At 42.3% G+C, this 13,310-nt stretch carries 12 protein-coding genes; 2 read left to right on the top strand and 10 right to left on the bottom strand.

All coding sequences use genetic code 11. The annotated features are described in order from the left end of the window. Positions 1 to 10 precede the first annotated feature (10 nt). The 8 genes from rbsD to BMW45_RS22800 all read right to left on the bottom strand — a co-directional run bounded on the left by rbsD (position 11) and on the right by BMW45_RS22800 (position 9,980). Positions 11 to 409: a D-ribose pyranase gene (rbsD, locus tag BMW45_RS22835; RefSeq protein WP_025232933.1), complete on the bottom strand. Its 399-nt coding sequence runs from the start codon at positions 407 to 409 to the stop codon at positions 11 to 13. After that, positions 403 to 1,347: a ribokinase gene (gene rbsK, locus BMW45_RS22830; protein ID WP_092249374.1), complete on the bottom strand. Its 945-nt coding sequence runs from the start codon at positions 1,345 to 1,347 to the stop codon at positions 403 to 405. The genes rbsD and rbsK overlap by 7 nt, the downstream gene beginning before the upstream one ends. A gap of 17 nt (positions 1,348 to 1,364) precedes the next feature. Next, the gene (deoC, locus tag BMW45_RS22825; RefSeq protein WP_092249371.1) at positions 1,365 to 2,000 is read right to left on the bottom strand and encodes a deoxyribose-phosphate aldolase; all 636 of its coding nucleotides are present in this window, start codon (positions 1,998 to 2,000) and stop codon (positions 1,365 to 1,367) included. An 88-nt stretch (positions 2,001 to 2,088) separates the two neighbouring features. After that, positions 2,089 to 3,102, bottom strand: a complete 1,014-nt coding sequence (locus BMW45_RS22820; RefSeq protein WP_092249368.1) for a LacI family DNA-binding transcriptional regulator — start codon at positions 3,100 to 3,102, stop codon at positions 2,089 to 2,091. Positions 3,103 to 3,385: 283 nt separating this feature from the next. Further along, the gene (locus BMW45_RS22815; protein WP_092249365.1) at positions 3,386 to 3,820 is read right to left on the bottom strand and encodes a VOC family protein; all 435 of its coding nucleotides are present in this window, start codon (positions 3,818 to 3,820) and stop codon (positions 3,386 to 3,388) included. Positions 3,821 to 4,436: 616 nt separating this feature from the next. After that, positions 4,437 to 7,088: a pectinesterase gene (locus BMW45_RS22810; protein WP_092249362.1), complete on the bottom strand. Its 2,652-nt coding sequence runs from the start codon at positions 7,086 to 7,088 to the stop codon at positions 4,437 to 4,439. A gap of 703 nt (positions 7,089 to 7,791) precedes the next feature. Next, positions 7,792 to 9,195: a M24 family metallopeptidase gene (locus BMW45_RS22805; RefSeq protein ID WP_242883213.1), complete on the bottom strand. Its 1,404-nt coding sequence runs from the start codon at positions 9,193 to 9,195 to the stop codon at positions 7,792 to 7,794. Between the two features lie 26 nt (positions 9,196 to 9,221). Then, on the bottom strand, positions 9,222 to 9,980 hold the full coding sequence (locus tag BMW45_RS22800) for a DeoR/GlpR family DNA-binding transcription regulator (protein ID WP_092249356.1): 759 nt from the start codon (positions 9,978 to 9,980) through the stop codon (positions 9,222 to 9,224). A 198-nt stretch (positions 9,981 to 10,178) separates the two neighbouring features. On the opposite strand from BMW45_RS22800, the gene BMW45_RS22795 reads away from it, so the two are divergent. Both BMW45_RS22795 and BMW45_RS22790 read left to right on the top strand, forming a co-directional pair. Further along, entirely contained in the window at positions 10,179 to 11,786 is a 1,608-nt protein-coding gene (locus tag BMW45_RS22795; RefSeq protein ID WP_092249353.1) for a PTS transporter subunit EIIC, read from the top strand. Further along, the gene (locus BMW45_RS22790; protein WP_092249350.1) at positions 11,776 to 12,477 is read left to right on the top strand and encodes an MBL fold metallo-hydrolase; all 702 of its coding nucleotides are present in this window, start codon (positions 11,776 to 11,778) and stop codon (positions 12,475 to 12,477) included. The genes BMW45_RS22795 and BMW45_RS22790 overlap by 11 nt, the downstream gene beginning before the upstream one ends. A gap of 108 nt (positions 12,478 to 12,585) precedes the next feature. On the opposite strand, the gene rpmF is transcribed toward BMW45_RS22790, so the two are convergent. Next, positions 12,586 to 12,768, bottom strand: coding sequence for a 50S ribosomal protein L32 (gene rpmF / locus BMW45_RS22785; RefSeq protein ID WP_038281809.1), 183 nt, complete (start codon positions 12,766 to 12,768; stop codon positions 12,586 to 12,588). 2 nt (positions 12,769 to 12,770) lie between these two features. Then, positions 12,771 to 13,298: a YceD family protein gene (locus BMW45_RS22780; RefSeq protein ID WP_092249347.1), complete on the bottom strand. Its 528-nt coding sequence runs from the start codon at positions 13,296 to 13,298 to the stop codon at positions 12,771 to 12,773. Between the last annotated feature and the right edge of the window lie 12 nt (positions 13,299 to 13,310).

Below are 13,310 nucleotides of genomic sequence, written 5' to 3'. Positions count from 1 at the left end.
TTGATTCCGGTCAATATGCGCATCCTGAGACCAATACTACGTTGGTATAGCCTGTAAATTCACCTGTCAGGATGATTGCCTTGGCCCCCTCAGTCATCTTTTTTAATTCTTTATGGGGCACATACTCCACCGGAATTCCTTCCGGCAAGAGAGCCAGCGCCTTCTTATGTAGTTCAGGGCTTACTGCAAGTGCCTCCTCTGCAAATATGGCCTTTTCCGTTACCATATACTTTTCTATTTCTTCCAGTACCTCCAGATAAGCAGGACTTCCCGGCTTCCAGCCCAAGTCCACCCGTTCCACTCCCTTGGGAATGGGAAGCCCGGCATCTCCGATTACCAGCATATCCATATGCCTGAGTTCTGCCATGACTCTTGCTAATTGTGGGTGCAAAATTCCTGTTTTTAACATGAGCGATTCTCCTTCTCCTGCTCTTTAATAAATGAGTCTATTTCTTCCCTGTCAGGCATGGCCGGTGTGGTTCCGATCCGTTGTACCGAGATAGCGGCTAATGCATTGGCAAAGGCTGCCGCCTCCCATAGATCCTTTCCTTCTGCCAGGGCTGCCACCAGGCCGCCATTAAACGCATCGCCAGCACCGGTCGTATCTACTGCATTGACACGGTAAGCTGGCAGGATGCCCCTCTTCTTTGGAGTTGCTAAGTAAACACCTTTTCCCCCTAAGGTGATCAGTACATTTTTAACTCCTTTTTCAAAAAAGTAATCTGCAGCTCTTCCTGCATTTTCTTCCCCATCAACCGGTATCCCGGTTAATATCTCAGCTTCTACCTCATTCGGCGTGATTAAATCCACTTTACTTAAAATGCTGTCACTGACCGGCTGTACAGGAGCCGTATTTAAAATGATTTTTACACCTTTTTCATATGCGATATCAATTACTTTTTCGACGGAAGAAATATTGGTTTCCAGCTGAGTCAGCAAGAATTCCGACTGATCCAGCAAATCTGAAATAGATTCTACTTCTTCATCTGTAATTGTGTCACAGGCGCCCAGAATGACAACTATTTCATTCTGGCTGGTGTTTTCATCTACCATGATCAGCGCACAGCCGGTCTCTGTCTGCTCAGTGCGGAATATCCGCTTGGTATCCATTCCCAGGGTTTTCATGGTATTTAAGGCCACATCTGCGAATGCATCCTCCCCAAGCTTCGTTACCATGGTCACATCAGCTCCCGCCTTATGGGCAGCTACCCCCTGATTGAATCCCTTGCCGCCCGGACCCATTTTAAAAATACTTCCTTTAACGGTTTCTCCCGGGACCGGAAGATGAGGGCTTCTTCCCATCAGATCCACTACAAAGCTTCCGAAAACTGTTACTTTTTTCCCCATAATCCTTCTCCTTTTTCTTATAGCAAGGCGATTCCGTTGCCTGCTCCTATCCGGTCTGCTCCGGCTTCTATCATGGCCCGTGCCTCTTCCAGTGTACGGATTCCTCCGCTAGCCTTTACTTTTGCCCTGTTTTCTACGGTCTGCTTCATGAGTGCTACATCTTCTGCTACAGCACCGCCTGTGCTAAAACCTGTGGACGTTTTTACAAAATCTGCTCCGGCTTCTATAGAAAGCTCGCAGGCTTTTACAATTTCCTCTTTCGTTAGGAGGCAGTTTTCTAAAATAACTTTTACAACTTTCCCCTGGGATGCTTCTACAACTGCTTTTATATCGTCACGCACCAGATCATAATTTTTATCCTTCATGGCGCCGATGTTCATTACCGTATCTACTTCATCTGCCCCTGCCTTCACTGCCTCGGCGGCTTCAAAAGCTTTTGCAGAAGCTAACATTGCGCCTAGAGGGAAACCTACCACGCAGCAAACAGCGACACCGCTGCCTTTTAATTCCTGTGCAACGAGAGGTACCTGGCAAGTATTCACACACACCGATGCAAATCCATATTCTTTTGCTTCTGAACAGTATCTTTTAATTGTTTCTGATGTGGCATCTGCCTTTAACATCGTGTGATCCACTAATTTTGCAATTTCCATTTTCTTCTCCTCTTTTCTTTCATTCTCTATCTCTCCGGATATGTAACCGGTTACATATCCGGGGTAAAAATAAACTGCTGACCGCAGCCTATTTTATTAATTCTGACCCGCGAAGCACCACCTGATATGGAACAAATATTTTCCTGTCGGAGCTTTTACTCTCCTTATGGGACAGCTTGTCAATCAGCATTGCCATAGCTTCATATCCCTGCCTCTTTGCATCACGTTCGATGGTTGATAGCCTGTAATCGATTATTTTAAGTGATTCAATCTGGTCAAAGCCTACCATTGATATATCCCTGCCCATTTTAAGTTTCTGCTCGGTAAGATACTTAAGGACTCCCAGACTGGTCTGGTTATTGGAGGCAAAAATTGCAGTCGGCGGATCCGGAAGCCGTAGCAATTCTTTTGTCCGTTCATAGGCTTTGATAATCTTGAAATCTCCGGATACAATATACTCTTCCTTAAGTTCAATCCTATAATCCATTAAGGCTGCCTTGTAACCCTTTAACCGGTCCTTCCCTGGCATAGAAGTGCTGGGACCTGTAATGATTGCAATCTTTCGGTGTCCGGCATGGATCAAAGATTCCACTCCTTTATAAGCAGCGGCGGCATTCTCTACAAAAACACCATCCAGACTGGAATTTTTAATATTTCGGTCAACTAAAACCACCGGAATTCCCTTGTTTTCAAATTGTATCAGCTTATCCCGAGTCACCATATCAAGCTCGGAAACCGGGGTAATAATCAAACCGGAAAGTCTTTGGCCTTCTGCCATCTGAAGGTATTGATGTTCCCTTTCCTGCATTTCACCTGTATCAAACAGAACAATGTTATACTGGTTATTGACCGCTATCTCTCCCATTCCGCTTATAACGCTGGAAAAAAACTCATTGGCTATATCCGGAACAATAACTCCGATACTGGAAGAGTCACGGGTGCTTAAACTTCTTGCTATGGCATTCGGTACGAAATCTGCTTCTTCAATCGCTGCTAAAACCTTTTGCTTCGTTTCGTCCTTTACATATCCGGACTGATTAATCACTCTGGACACTGTCGCAGAAGAAACACCTACTTTTTTGGCAATATCCCGTATATTCATTTTTAGAATCTCCTTTATGTAACCGGTTACATATGCATATTAACATATTGTATAACGAATGTAAAGCTTTTTTTATCATTTTTTACAAATGATTTGGAACCTTTTTTTGTATAATCAGAAAATAGTGCCAGATAAGAAGGTAATCCTTGACAGTTATTATGAATGGAAGAATGGTGAAAAATAGCACGGTGGCAATCTCTCGTTTGCCGCCGTGCTTCTGAAAGATGGCTTACTTTATAAAGCCTTCTATAAAAATGATGAACAATAGCTTTGCTTTCTTATATCATAAAATCAACATATCCTTCTCGTCAAACTTAAATTCAGGACCGTATGCAACCTCCCAAAAATAACCATCTGGGTCCGAAAAATAAGCATGATAACCGCCCCAAAAGACATCCTGCGGTTCTTTTTCAACTTGTGCACCGGCTTTTCTTGCTAATTCAATCACTTGATGCACTTCTTCCTTGCTTTTCACATTATAGGCCAATGTTATGCCACTAAAACCAGAGTGAATCTGCGGAGGATTGCTGTTGTTAATATCCTTTACTAATAAGTCAATCGGATATAGTTCCAGTTTTAATCCTCCTGAAGTATTAAAAAAAATTACCGGTGGGTTATAGCCCGTTTCGTTTGTCTGAAAACCTAATCCATCTTTATAAAAGCGGATTGAATCTTCCATACTTCTTACACCTAAACATATTACATTTATTCGGTTCATTTAACTCCCTCCTTGTTACTTTATTATTTAATTCCTGCAAATAGTATAATATAAGGAATACTACAACAGTATGTCTTATTTCTCATCTTATTTAAGATCTTTGAATGTTAGCGCCCCTTCAATTACCATAAAGTTCAAAGTTGGCAGATTTTCTGTTTTCATTTGTGGGTATATCATGATAATAAAATAGAATATTTGGTTTTTGGGTGAGATATAAAATTGATTATGAAAAGGTTGGTGATACCTCTATTATTATAAACAAGACAATAAAATAAAAGTTAATATTGATCACTTTATTTGATAACAAAGTGAAAAATGGCGTTGATACTAAAACCATAAGAGAATATGTTTTAAATACATATGCAGTTTTACATACAAGAGCAATTGAGGGAACATATGTACATGTTTCTGATAATAACTTAAAAAATATTTAAGTAAATTTATTGACGGTATAATCTATAATAATAGAGTGTATATACATTCAGCAATACCGAAAAAAGACGGATAAGATCATGACAGTTTCCTTAAATCTTTTTACCGCATCATATCATAAAAAGTACCCTGATAGTCAAGTACAGCCACTTTTTTGTGTCGAACTGTCAGGGTACCATTTCATCTATGGATTCTGAGGATTCTCCCCCAGCCACTCCACCTCCAGTTCATGCAGCATGGTCGTATTCTGCCACCCACCTGAACCTGTGGTCCCGGTATGCAATAGGCTCACGCCACCAAAACCGTTCTCTGTTATCTCTCCGCTCAAATCCACCGAATGATTATATCCATCCTTTGCCTGATCTGCCAACTGTGGAGTCTGGGTTTCCACATGGGCGGTTAGCTTTGTCCCCTCCGCCTTCATTGTAATTTTACAGCCGGTCAGATAGCAGGATGAAAGGACTTCATCGGATATGTAGCTTACCTGTCCTTTTTCATACCGGACAAGAACAAAGGCGCAGGCGTTGGATGCTGTCTCGGTACGGATAATCCGCAGACCATAGCCGGTCAGTGTTTCTGTGTCAAACTTTATGCACAGGTCCATATACTGGCCTGCGCTCCCGAAGCCCTGGCCCGCTATTTTTGCGGGATCCGCCAGAAGCTTGAAGCTCATACTTCCATACGTTCCTGCTACAGGTGTATACATAAGCCGTACGCCCTGGGTTCCCTGATAAATACCCATTCCTACGCTGCCATCTCCCGTTTCACCATAAATCCAGGGCTGATCGGTATCCTCCCCCTTCCAGCCGCTGTAATCCTTCATGTCAGCCGGTTGGAACGTATCAACGGTCCAGTATCCAGGCTTAATCTCCTTCTGCCGGACCACCGGAAATGCAGAAAAGTCGGTGTGGAAATTGTGGGCCGTCACATTTGCTGCTGTGATTTTGTATGGAAACATGGCTGGCACAGCTGATCCCGGATTGCTCCGGATGTGCTTTGGCTCCACCTTGGCGGTCAGATAGCTGCCGATGTCACCCGCCGTAAGCCGGTATTCATATTTGGGCTGATCCTGCGTTGAAACAGCAACCAGAATCGGGTTGCTTCCTGCTGCATCCTGGCTGCGGTACCAGGAAATCACTGACTGGTCTTCCCTGTCTCCCAGATTCAGGTCGTATTCAGCCGTCAGATAGCCCTCCTTCTCTTTTTGAACCGTCAATTTCTTTGTGAATGATGGTGGCTCCAGAACACTTGGCTTAACGGTCAGTTCCAAAGATGCCTCCAGCCCCTCCGGCGTCTTTGCATGAACCATAACCTGCTTTGTCTCGTCCTTCTCATTGATTCCCTGAATGGTGCAGGTCCCGTTCTCATGATCTGTAAGCGTCGCATAAGCCCCATCTTTTTCGGAAATTGTATAGGTCACAGCGCTGCCCGTTTCTTCCGTCTGATAGAAATACAGCACTTTGCTGGAAATAACCGCCGCATTGCTGCCGGATACAATGATATCTTGCGTTGTCTCCAGGGAAAGCATTGTCGGTACCTTGTCTGCTTCCGCCGCAGTAACGGCAGCTTTTACATCCAGCGGATCCCATTGGTCATTCCCTCTTAAGAGATTATAGGTATTATAGTAACTTTTTCCATCAGATTCTATCCGGTAAGCTTTCAAAACCTCCGATCCGGTCATATCCACAGTTTCCTGTGCGCCCTCACCTGCAATTGTAATGGGTTTCCCATTGTGCAGGATGTTGTATTGGTAACATTTTAAGGAAGCTGCCGGATATTTGGTCCAGGAAATTTCAAATGGAATGTTAAAATTGCTCTGATACGTACAGTCCACTGCCGCTATCGCGCCTCCCCGCTTGGTAAAATACTGCACAGGCTCTGTTTCCACAGTCAAGGTCACACACCGAAACGTACAATCTAAAAACACGGAACCAGTTTTTGTAGCCTCGGCCAGCGGTCTGTTTCCGTAAAAGTCAAAATCGCAGCCCACAAAAACTGCATTTCCGTTTATGGCATCATCTGTGCTCTCAAAATGGCAGTTATTATACAGGCTTCTTTCTCCGCCATTGATGGGACGAAGATTTAAGCGGCTGATAAAATTACAGTTTTCCGCAAACATCCTATCCCCGGACAAATCTGCCAACTGAGCCTGTGTAATGGTGGAGGTCCGTTTCTCATGATTTAACTCCGGCTTCAGCGCATAATCTAAATCCACACTGCAGTAATTGCCAATTGTTAAATTCTGAACCTGCAGTCCGGTTCCATTGTTATTGAACCGGAACATCGTATAGTTTCCGTCGGCACCGTGAGATTGGCCCCGGTTGCCAGCTAAAACCACATGGTCCGGGTCTTGGGTAAGTCCCTTTAGCGAAAGCCACTCACAGTCCACCACCATACCGTAGGGAACCTCATAGCCTTCCGTTTTTTCCAGAGTATCTGACGCTTCCGGATCGTCAATCCAGTACACATATGGCGCAATATAAATCGTCATAGGCTCCTGCTCTGTGCCATTTTTCAACGCCTGGGCGCTTAAAGCCTCTGTTATGTCATTGTACACATAATCATAACGGCCTGCTGTCTCATCGGCCAGGGAACCATCCAGATAGATTGCCTTTGGACCGAGAGGAATGGTTTTTCCCTGATACGTGATATTAGTCCCGGCAAATTCAATGGGGTCCTCCACGTTTAACGGGATATACTTTCCTGCCGTCACAGAATCCGTTTCCGCCGCCACCGGCGCTGACTCATTTACGCTCTTGCTTCCGCCGCAGGCGCTTAAGGACACTGCCATAGCAGCCGCCACCCCTGCCGTAGCCCACTGTTTAACCTTTATCATGCTTTTCTCTCCTTTCACCTTTTTCACTTAAATAAATGGGGTCTTAAAGCCTGTTTAAGTGTTTTCACCTTCGCTTTTTATGTAAGTGCTTACACTTAGCTTTTTTAAATTATAGCACCTAATTCTTTATAATTCATTTCATATATAGTACAAAACATTGCAAATATTGACATTCTATGGCATGATTTTAATGTAATTCATGAAGGGTTTCAATTAAATGAAAGCACTTACTTTTTTTGTTGTTCTGTAACTGTATATATGTGAGATCTTCCGGATAGATGGACTTAAGCAGCATTACCGTGAAAAAGAAATACATCAGACTCTAGCCAACGTTACCAGCGAAAGGCAACTGTCCGATCAGGAAATCCTAAGAGTTTTAATGGGTTGTAGGAAACTGAAAAATCTCTTAAAACATAATGGAAAAATTCAAAGTTCAGCTAATCTCTGGAAAGAAAAAGCCCCTGCAGTTCCACACCGCAAGGGCAAATCTTATTGTATTCCGCGAATCCGCTTTGGCGCTGCAAAAGCGTCGTCTTTCCCATTACACACCGGCTATATCGGTCTTTGAAGTGTCTGGTTCTAGGACACAAGGTATGAAAGCATATAACTACCCCTAACTACTTTTAGACCTATTTCATGAATGACTGCCAGCAGCCGCCTTTCTTCCATTAAAAAAGATCTATAAAACAGTTCTAATACCCATTCAAGAATTATTACAGCACATTGCAGCCGATTTGTTTAGTAGGAAAGGTCTCAAATAGCCAACCGTATTGGAAAGCGGAAGGATTTCATCCGATAAGGAAATATTTAATGTATGAGTTATATATTCTCTTCTTTCAAGAATCCGTTTCCATAAACCGGGATATTCTTCCTGAATCCTTACTCTCAGAGCTTCATCCGCAATGGCAATACAATCTTCCGCGCTTACGCCCGTATATCCTGGTACGGATGGAATGATGTCAATCTGAAAAATCATTCCGCTTTGAATTCTATTTTCTGAGCCCGGATAAATAGGTGACGACATCCATTCCTCATCTGCGGTTAAATGTCCTGGATTTAAAGACCAGCCATACTGTTCTTTCGGCAAGACTGTCTCTATCAGCTGATAGATTTCCTTTCCAGTTTTATTTATCCTTAAATTTTCCAGCCAAGCAACGACTGCATTGTAATAAGGATAAACAACTCTTCCCAGATAATCCTTCTGGTCCTGAGGAAGTTCTGTCTCATTACTGACCACAAGACCAGTCCTGCTTGAAAGGCCTCCTTTGAAGCCTGTTGTAAGAGAAAATGCATCTCCTCGTTGAATCTTTTTTGCAGTGGGATAGAGATTCGCCTGCTGAAATCTCTCTCCAGTTGCGGCAATCGGTACCACTGTATTAACCTGACCATCTGCCGTTAAGTATTTGCCTATCTCGATTTCCGCCTTGTCCACTTCAATGGCATTTAGTGCATTTAAAATGCAGTTGGAGGAAAGATTGGCTCCGTATTCATAATGAGCGATTTCATTTGCATTATTGGTAATACGAACACCTTTATCTGGCCCTATAAATAAATCATTTGCATTCACTAAATTCACGTCTGGCCGTGCACTTCTCTTTAGTGCTTCAACAATATAGTAAGGAATATCAAAAGGACCTTCTTTCGCTTCAATGCCCGTAAATAGCTTCCAGCCCACTAGCCCTATTCTATTTGCCTGGTTTAACCCCTGCCGTTCAAAAATAGAATCCAAAGCAATTTCACTTTCCATAGGCTGGTTTGGCAGCGAAAAGGAAGGGACATGGATAACATGGCCAGGCAGCCGGGTATATTGGCTCATCTTTAGATTTTCATTTCCTAAGAGGTAATATATCTTGTGATCCTGTTTTAAGATTAGCAAAGCTTCCTCAAAGCGCGGAATAAAGCCGGTTAAGTATTCGAAATTCCCACTATGCTCCTTGTCTGCATAAATTACCAGATAATCGAGTTCTCTTTCCTTCATTCCGGCTATTATCTTATGATACCGCTCCTCCATCGTTGGGTCCGACAATAAAACAGGACAAACTTCATTGTAGGTTTTTGGCTCCGGTAAATTCGTATTTAAGTAAATTCGATCAAAATTTAACATCATAATTCCTCCTATGAATGAATTGCAGTTTATCCGGCGATAATTAAATCCACACCATGCTCCTGCAGATCACGTTGGAAATCCGGGGAGGGTTCTATATCCGTAATTAAAACATCAATATCCTCTAATGCGCAGACTTTGAAGAAGCCTGTTGTATCCATTTTTGTAGAATCTGCGACTGCGATGACTTTCTTGGCACAATTGACCATGGCTCTTTTAACCAGACCTTCCTCTTCCGTATGGATATAAAGCCCAGTACCGGTAATTGCGAATACTCCCAGCAGTGTATAGTCAACCCTGTACTGGGATAATTCCAGCACCGTATCGCTACCGTATAAAAACAGTTGTATCTGGTGCAGTTTCCCTCCCACCACTTTGATATCCTTATTACCGTGTTTTGCCAACTCAACCGCATGCGTTAAAGAATTGGTTATGGCGGTCAGGCTTTTGGAAGCCAGCAAGGGAATCACCGCTTCCACCGTGGTTGAAGAGTCAAAGATAACAGAGGAAAATTCTGAAATGAGCGGTTCTGCAGCTTCTGCAATCTTTTTCTTTGGAGTGGAATATATCTTCGATCTTTCTTCGTAGCCCATAATCAGGGCTTCTTTTTTTCCGTATATTGCACCTCCATAAGTTCTCTTTAATACACCTTTCTTCTCAAGCTTAATTAAATCACGTCGAACGGTGTCCTTAGATACATTTAATTGGTCCACCAATTCTTCCATTGTTACATTCTTCTTTTTTTCAACGATTTCCTGAATCTTTGCTAAACGTTCTTCCACAAGCATAGTTATCATCTCCTTACCCATCAAGTATACAACATTATGCATTGTCTTGCAATAGTTAAAATTATTTTAAAAAATATATTGCAAAATAATGCATGAAGTTGTAATATTCAATTATCACTATTGATCATTTCATTCGTCGCATCCATTTTTCATTTCTATTTACGCCGCCAGCGACAGCGGCAGAAAGGGGATTACATTATGAAACATCAAGTCTTTGGTACATTACAAAAAATCGGCAAATCATTCATGTTACCTGTTGCTGTCCTCCCCATTGCCGGTCTTCTTTTAGGTATCGGCTCTACATTTACCAGTACAGCTTATGGATCAATCGTAAAAGAAGGAGGTTGGTTGTATAAGTCTCTAAGGGTTGCGGCAGATAGCGGAAATATTGTCTTTGGGCTTCTTCCTCTCTTATTTGCCGTTGCAATTGCGATTGGCCTGGCTCAAAAAAGCAAAGAGATTGCCGCTTTATCCGCCGTTATTGCCTACTTTGTCATGAATATGGCCATCATGAGTATTGTTAAGAATTTTATGGACCTGGAAAAGCTTAATCAAACCCCAGGGCTAATAAGCAGCTTTTTAGGATTTGAAAATACGATGAATACAAGTGTTTTAGGCGGAGTTATCATCGGCTTAGTGGTTGCCCGGCTTCATAACAGATATTATAAAATAAAATTGCCTGATATGTTATCCTTTTTTGGAGGAACCCACTTTATCCCGATCATTTCTGCCTGCGCAGCTATTGCTATGGGAATTGTTTTCGCCATCATCTGGCCGCTTCTGGGACAAGGGATCGCCTTACTTGGTATAGGGATTGCAAAATTAGGTTATTTCGGGAGTTTCCTTTACGGTTTTATTCTGCGGGCGCTGATACCAACAGGACTGCACCATGTTTTTTATATGCCTTTCTGGCAAACTGCTTTAGGCGGAACTGCTGAGGTCAATGGAACGGTTTTAGAGGGAGCTCAGAACATCTTATTTGCCCAGCTTGCAAATGGAGATGTGATCAGTCCGTCTGTTGCAAAATTTTACTCCGGCAACTATCCCATTATGATGTTCGGCTTTCCGGCCGCTGCCCTGGCTATGTATCATACGGCTTACAAACAGAAAAAAGCTAAAATCAAAGGCCTCCTCTTCTCTTCCGCCCTTGCATCTTTCTTAACAGGCATTACAGAACCGCTTGAGTTTTCATTCTTATTTGTATCTCCGCTTCTATACTTTGGGATCCATTGTGTTTTAGGCGGCATCTCCTTTGCGGTTGTAAACATACTGAATGCAGGTGTGGGGTATACTTTCTCAGGCGGAGCCCTTGATTTCGCCTTATATGGTATTTTACCCGGGAACGCGCGAACAAACTGGATTGCCGTATTACTCGTAGGTTTCGCTTACGCAATTATTTATTATGTTGTTTTCCGGTTTGCCATAACGAAATTAAATATAAAAACACCTGGCCGGGAAGACGATGAGGATTCTAAATTATATACAAAAGCGGATTACCTTGAAAAGAAGAAAGCTGAGGCAAAAGAAAAAGCAGGTACATCCACAGATATGTATGTGCAAATCGTTGATGGACTGGGTGGAATGGATAATATTGTGGATTTAGATAATTGTGCTACACGTTTAAGAGTGGTTGTAAAAGACGCCGCAAAAACCGATGAGGCACTCCTTAAATCTACGGGTGCTGCAGGAGTTATTCAAAAAGGTAATAATCTGCAGGTGATCTACGGTACTAAGGTCAGTACCATCAAAACTGAATTGGAAGAATATATCGAAAGCTACAACAGGAGGAATCATAATGAAAATTAGAGATAATCTTTATCTGATCTCAGGAGGCAGCTATGGCGAATTGGGAAATGCCTATCTGATTAAAACCAAGAATGGTTATATAATGGTTGATAGCAGTAAACCGGATGCTTTGACGACTATCCGAAATAATCTAGCTTATTGGAAAATTAAAGAGGAAGAAATTTCAGCCGTTCTCCTTACCCATGGTCATGATGACCATGCTGGTTGTGCGGCCTATTTCCAGAATCAAGGTGCAAAAATATATGTTGGTGTAGATAATGAGACGCTCCAAAAAGGTGACTTTGGGCCAAATAGTCCCTTTACTAATCATATGGCGCCTCCCTGTGTTGCTGATGTTATACTTAAGGAGGATCAAATTTTAACATTTGATGACTTGCATATAATCGTTTATCCCATGCCCGGACATACCGATGGAACTATTCTTTATTATACCAAGGTTGATGATGACAGGATCCTATTTACAGGAGACATGTTTTTCGTAGAAGGGGAAACCGGGACAGATGTTAGAACTGGCTGGAAAGGGGACCTAAGTTATAATGCTGAAAAATTGGGGATAAGCTTTCAAAAATTATGGAATCTCAACTTAGATCCAAATATTATATTAGGAGGTCATGGGATTCCTCTCATCATCAACAACGCAAAGGAAGCAATTCGGTCCGCATACAAATACCATTTATTAAATAATCGATAACATTAAAAAAGCTGCTACTCAATTCCTTGAGTAACAGCTTTTTTTAAAGTAAATTACTAATTAAGTCTGACACGGTTTAAATCTTATTTCCACAAAATCTGCAGAAAATTAAGCTTCAACATTGATGATTTCTTTCTTGTTGTAAGAACCGCAAGCCTTGCATACTCTGTGAGGCATCATAAGTGCACCGCACTTGCTGCACTTCACTAAGTTTGGAGCGCTCATCTTCCAGTTTGCTCTACGTTTGTCTCTTCTTCCTTTAGAAGATTTGTTCTTTGGACAGATAGACATGGTTACACCTCCTTAAACTTTTTAAAAATATCCTGGATGACTGCCATTCTAGGGTCTGCAGACCTAATATCGCAGTCACAAGTCTCATGATTGAGATTTGTTCCACATCTATTACAAATCCCCTTGCAGTCTTCACTGCAGAGAACTTTCATAGGCAGGTTCAGTATGAGTTCATCACAAACCAACTGGTCTACATCCAGATTATAACCATTAATAAATGGTTGTTCTTCGAAATCTTCTACAATTCCCGAATCCGTTTCGCTCAAATCAAGAGCACGGATTACATCAAAACTTAGGTCAACACGTACCGGATCCAAACAGCGGTCACATGGAATGATCAAAGCTAATTTCGCTTTTCCTTCCACTACCAGCTTTTTGCCTCCAAGATTCATAATCCGCAGCAGCACAGGTTCTGCATCTACTACTTCATAATCACCGCCTGGCCCGTGATAGACCTTCATATCAAGATCGGGTGTGTAAGTTTTCTCTTTCCCTTCAAGGGTGAACAACTCAGTTAAATTAATAAGCATACTAGTCTCCTA

Origin of the sequence: Lacrimispora sphenoides (assembly GCF_900105215.1) — a bacterium.
GTDB classification, from domain to species: domain Bacteria; phylum Bacillota; class Clostridia; order Lachnospirales; family Lachnospiraceae; genus Lacrimispora; species Lacrimispora sphenoides_A.
Note: the sequence above shows the minus strand (reverse complement) of the source record. Positions and strands in the feature narration are given on the sequence as shown.

Coding starts and splice junctions, on each gene's coding strand:
- deoC (WP_092249371.1), bottom strand. CDS start 2,000: ATGGAAATTGCAAAATTAGTGGATCACACGATGTTAAAGGCAGATGCC.
- BMW45_RS22780 (WP_092249347.1), bottom strand. CDS start 13,298: ATGCTTATTAATTTAACTGAGTTGTTCACCCTTGAAGGGAAAGAGAAA.
- BMW45_RS22800 (WP_092249356.1), bottom strand. CDS start 9,980: ATGCTTGTGGAAGAACGTTTAGCAAAGATTCAGGAAATCGTTGAAAAA.
- BMW45_RS22810 (WP_092249362.1), bottom strand. CDS start 7,088: ATGATAAAGGTTAAACAGTGGGCTACGGCAGGGGTGGCGGCTGCTATG.
- BMW45_RS22790 (WP_092249350.1), top strand. CDS start 11,776: ATGAAAATTAGAGATAATCTTTATCTGATCTCAGGAGGCAGCTATGGC.
- BMW45_RS22795 (WP_092249353.1), top strand. CDS start 10,179: ATGAAACATCAAGTCTTTGGTACATTACAAAAAATCGGCAAATCATTC.
- BMW45_RS22815 (WP_092249365.1), bottom strand. CDS start 3,820: ATGAACCGAATAAATGTAATATGTTTAGGTGTAAGAAGTATGGAAGAT.
- rbsD (WP_025232933.1), bottom strand. CDS start 409: ATGTTAAAAACAGGAATTTTGCACCCACAATTAGCAAGAGTCATGGCA.
- BMW45_RS22820 (WP_092249368.1), bottom strand. CDS start 3,102: ATGAATATACGGGATATTGCCAAAAAAGTAGGTGTTTCTTCTGCGACA.
- BMW45_RS22805 (WP_242883213.1), bottom strand. CDS start 9,195: ATGATGTTAAATTTTGATCGAATTTACTTAAATACGAATTTACCGGAG.
- rbsK (WP_092249374.1), bottom strand. CDS start 1,347: ATGGGGAAAAAAGTAACAGTTTTCGGAAGCTTTGTAGTGGATCTGATG.
- rpmF (WP_038281809.1), bottom strand. CDS start 12,768: ATGTCTATCTGTCCAAAGAACAAATCTTCTAAAGGAAGAAGAGACAAA.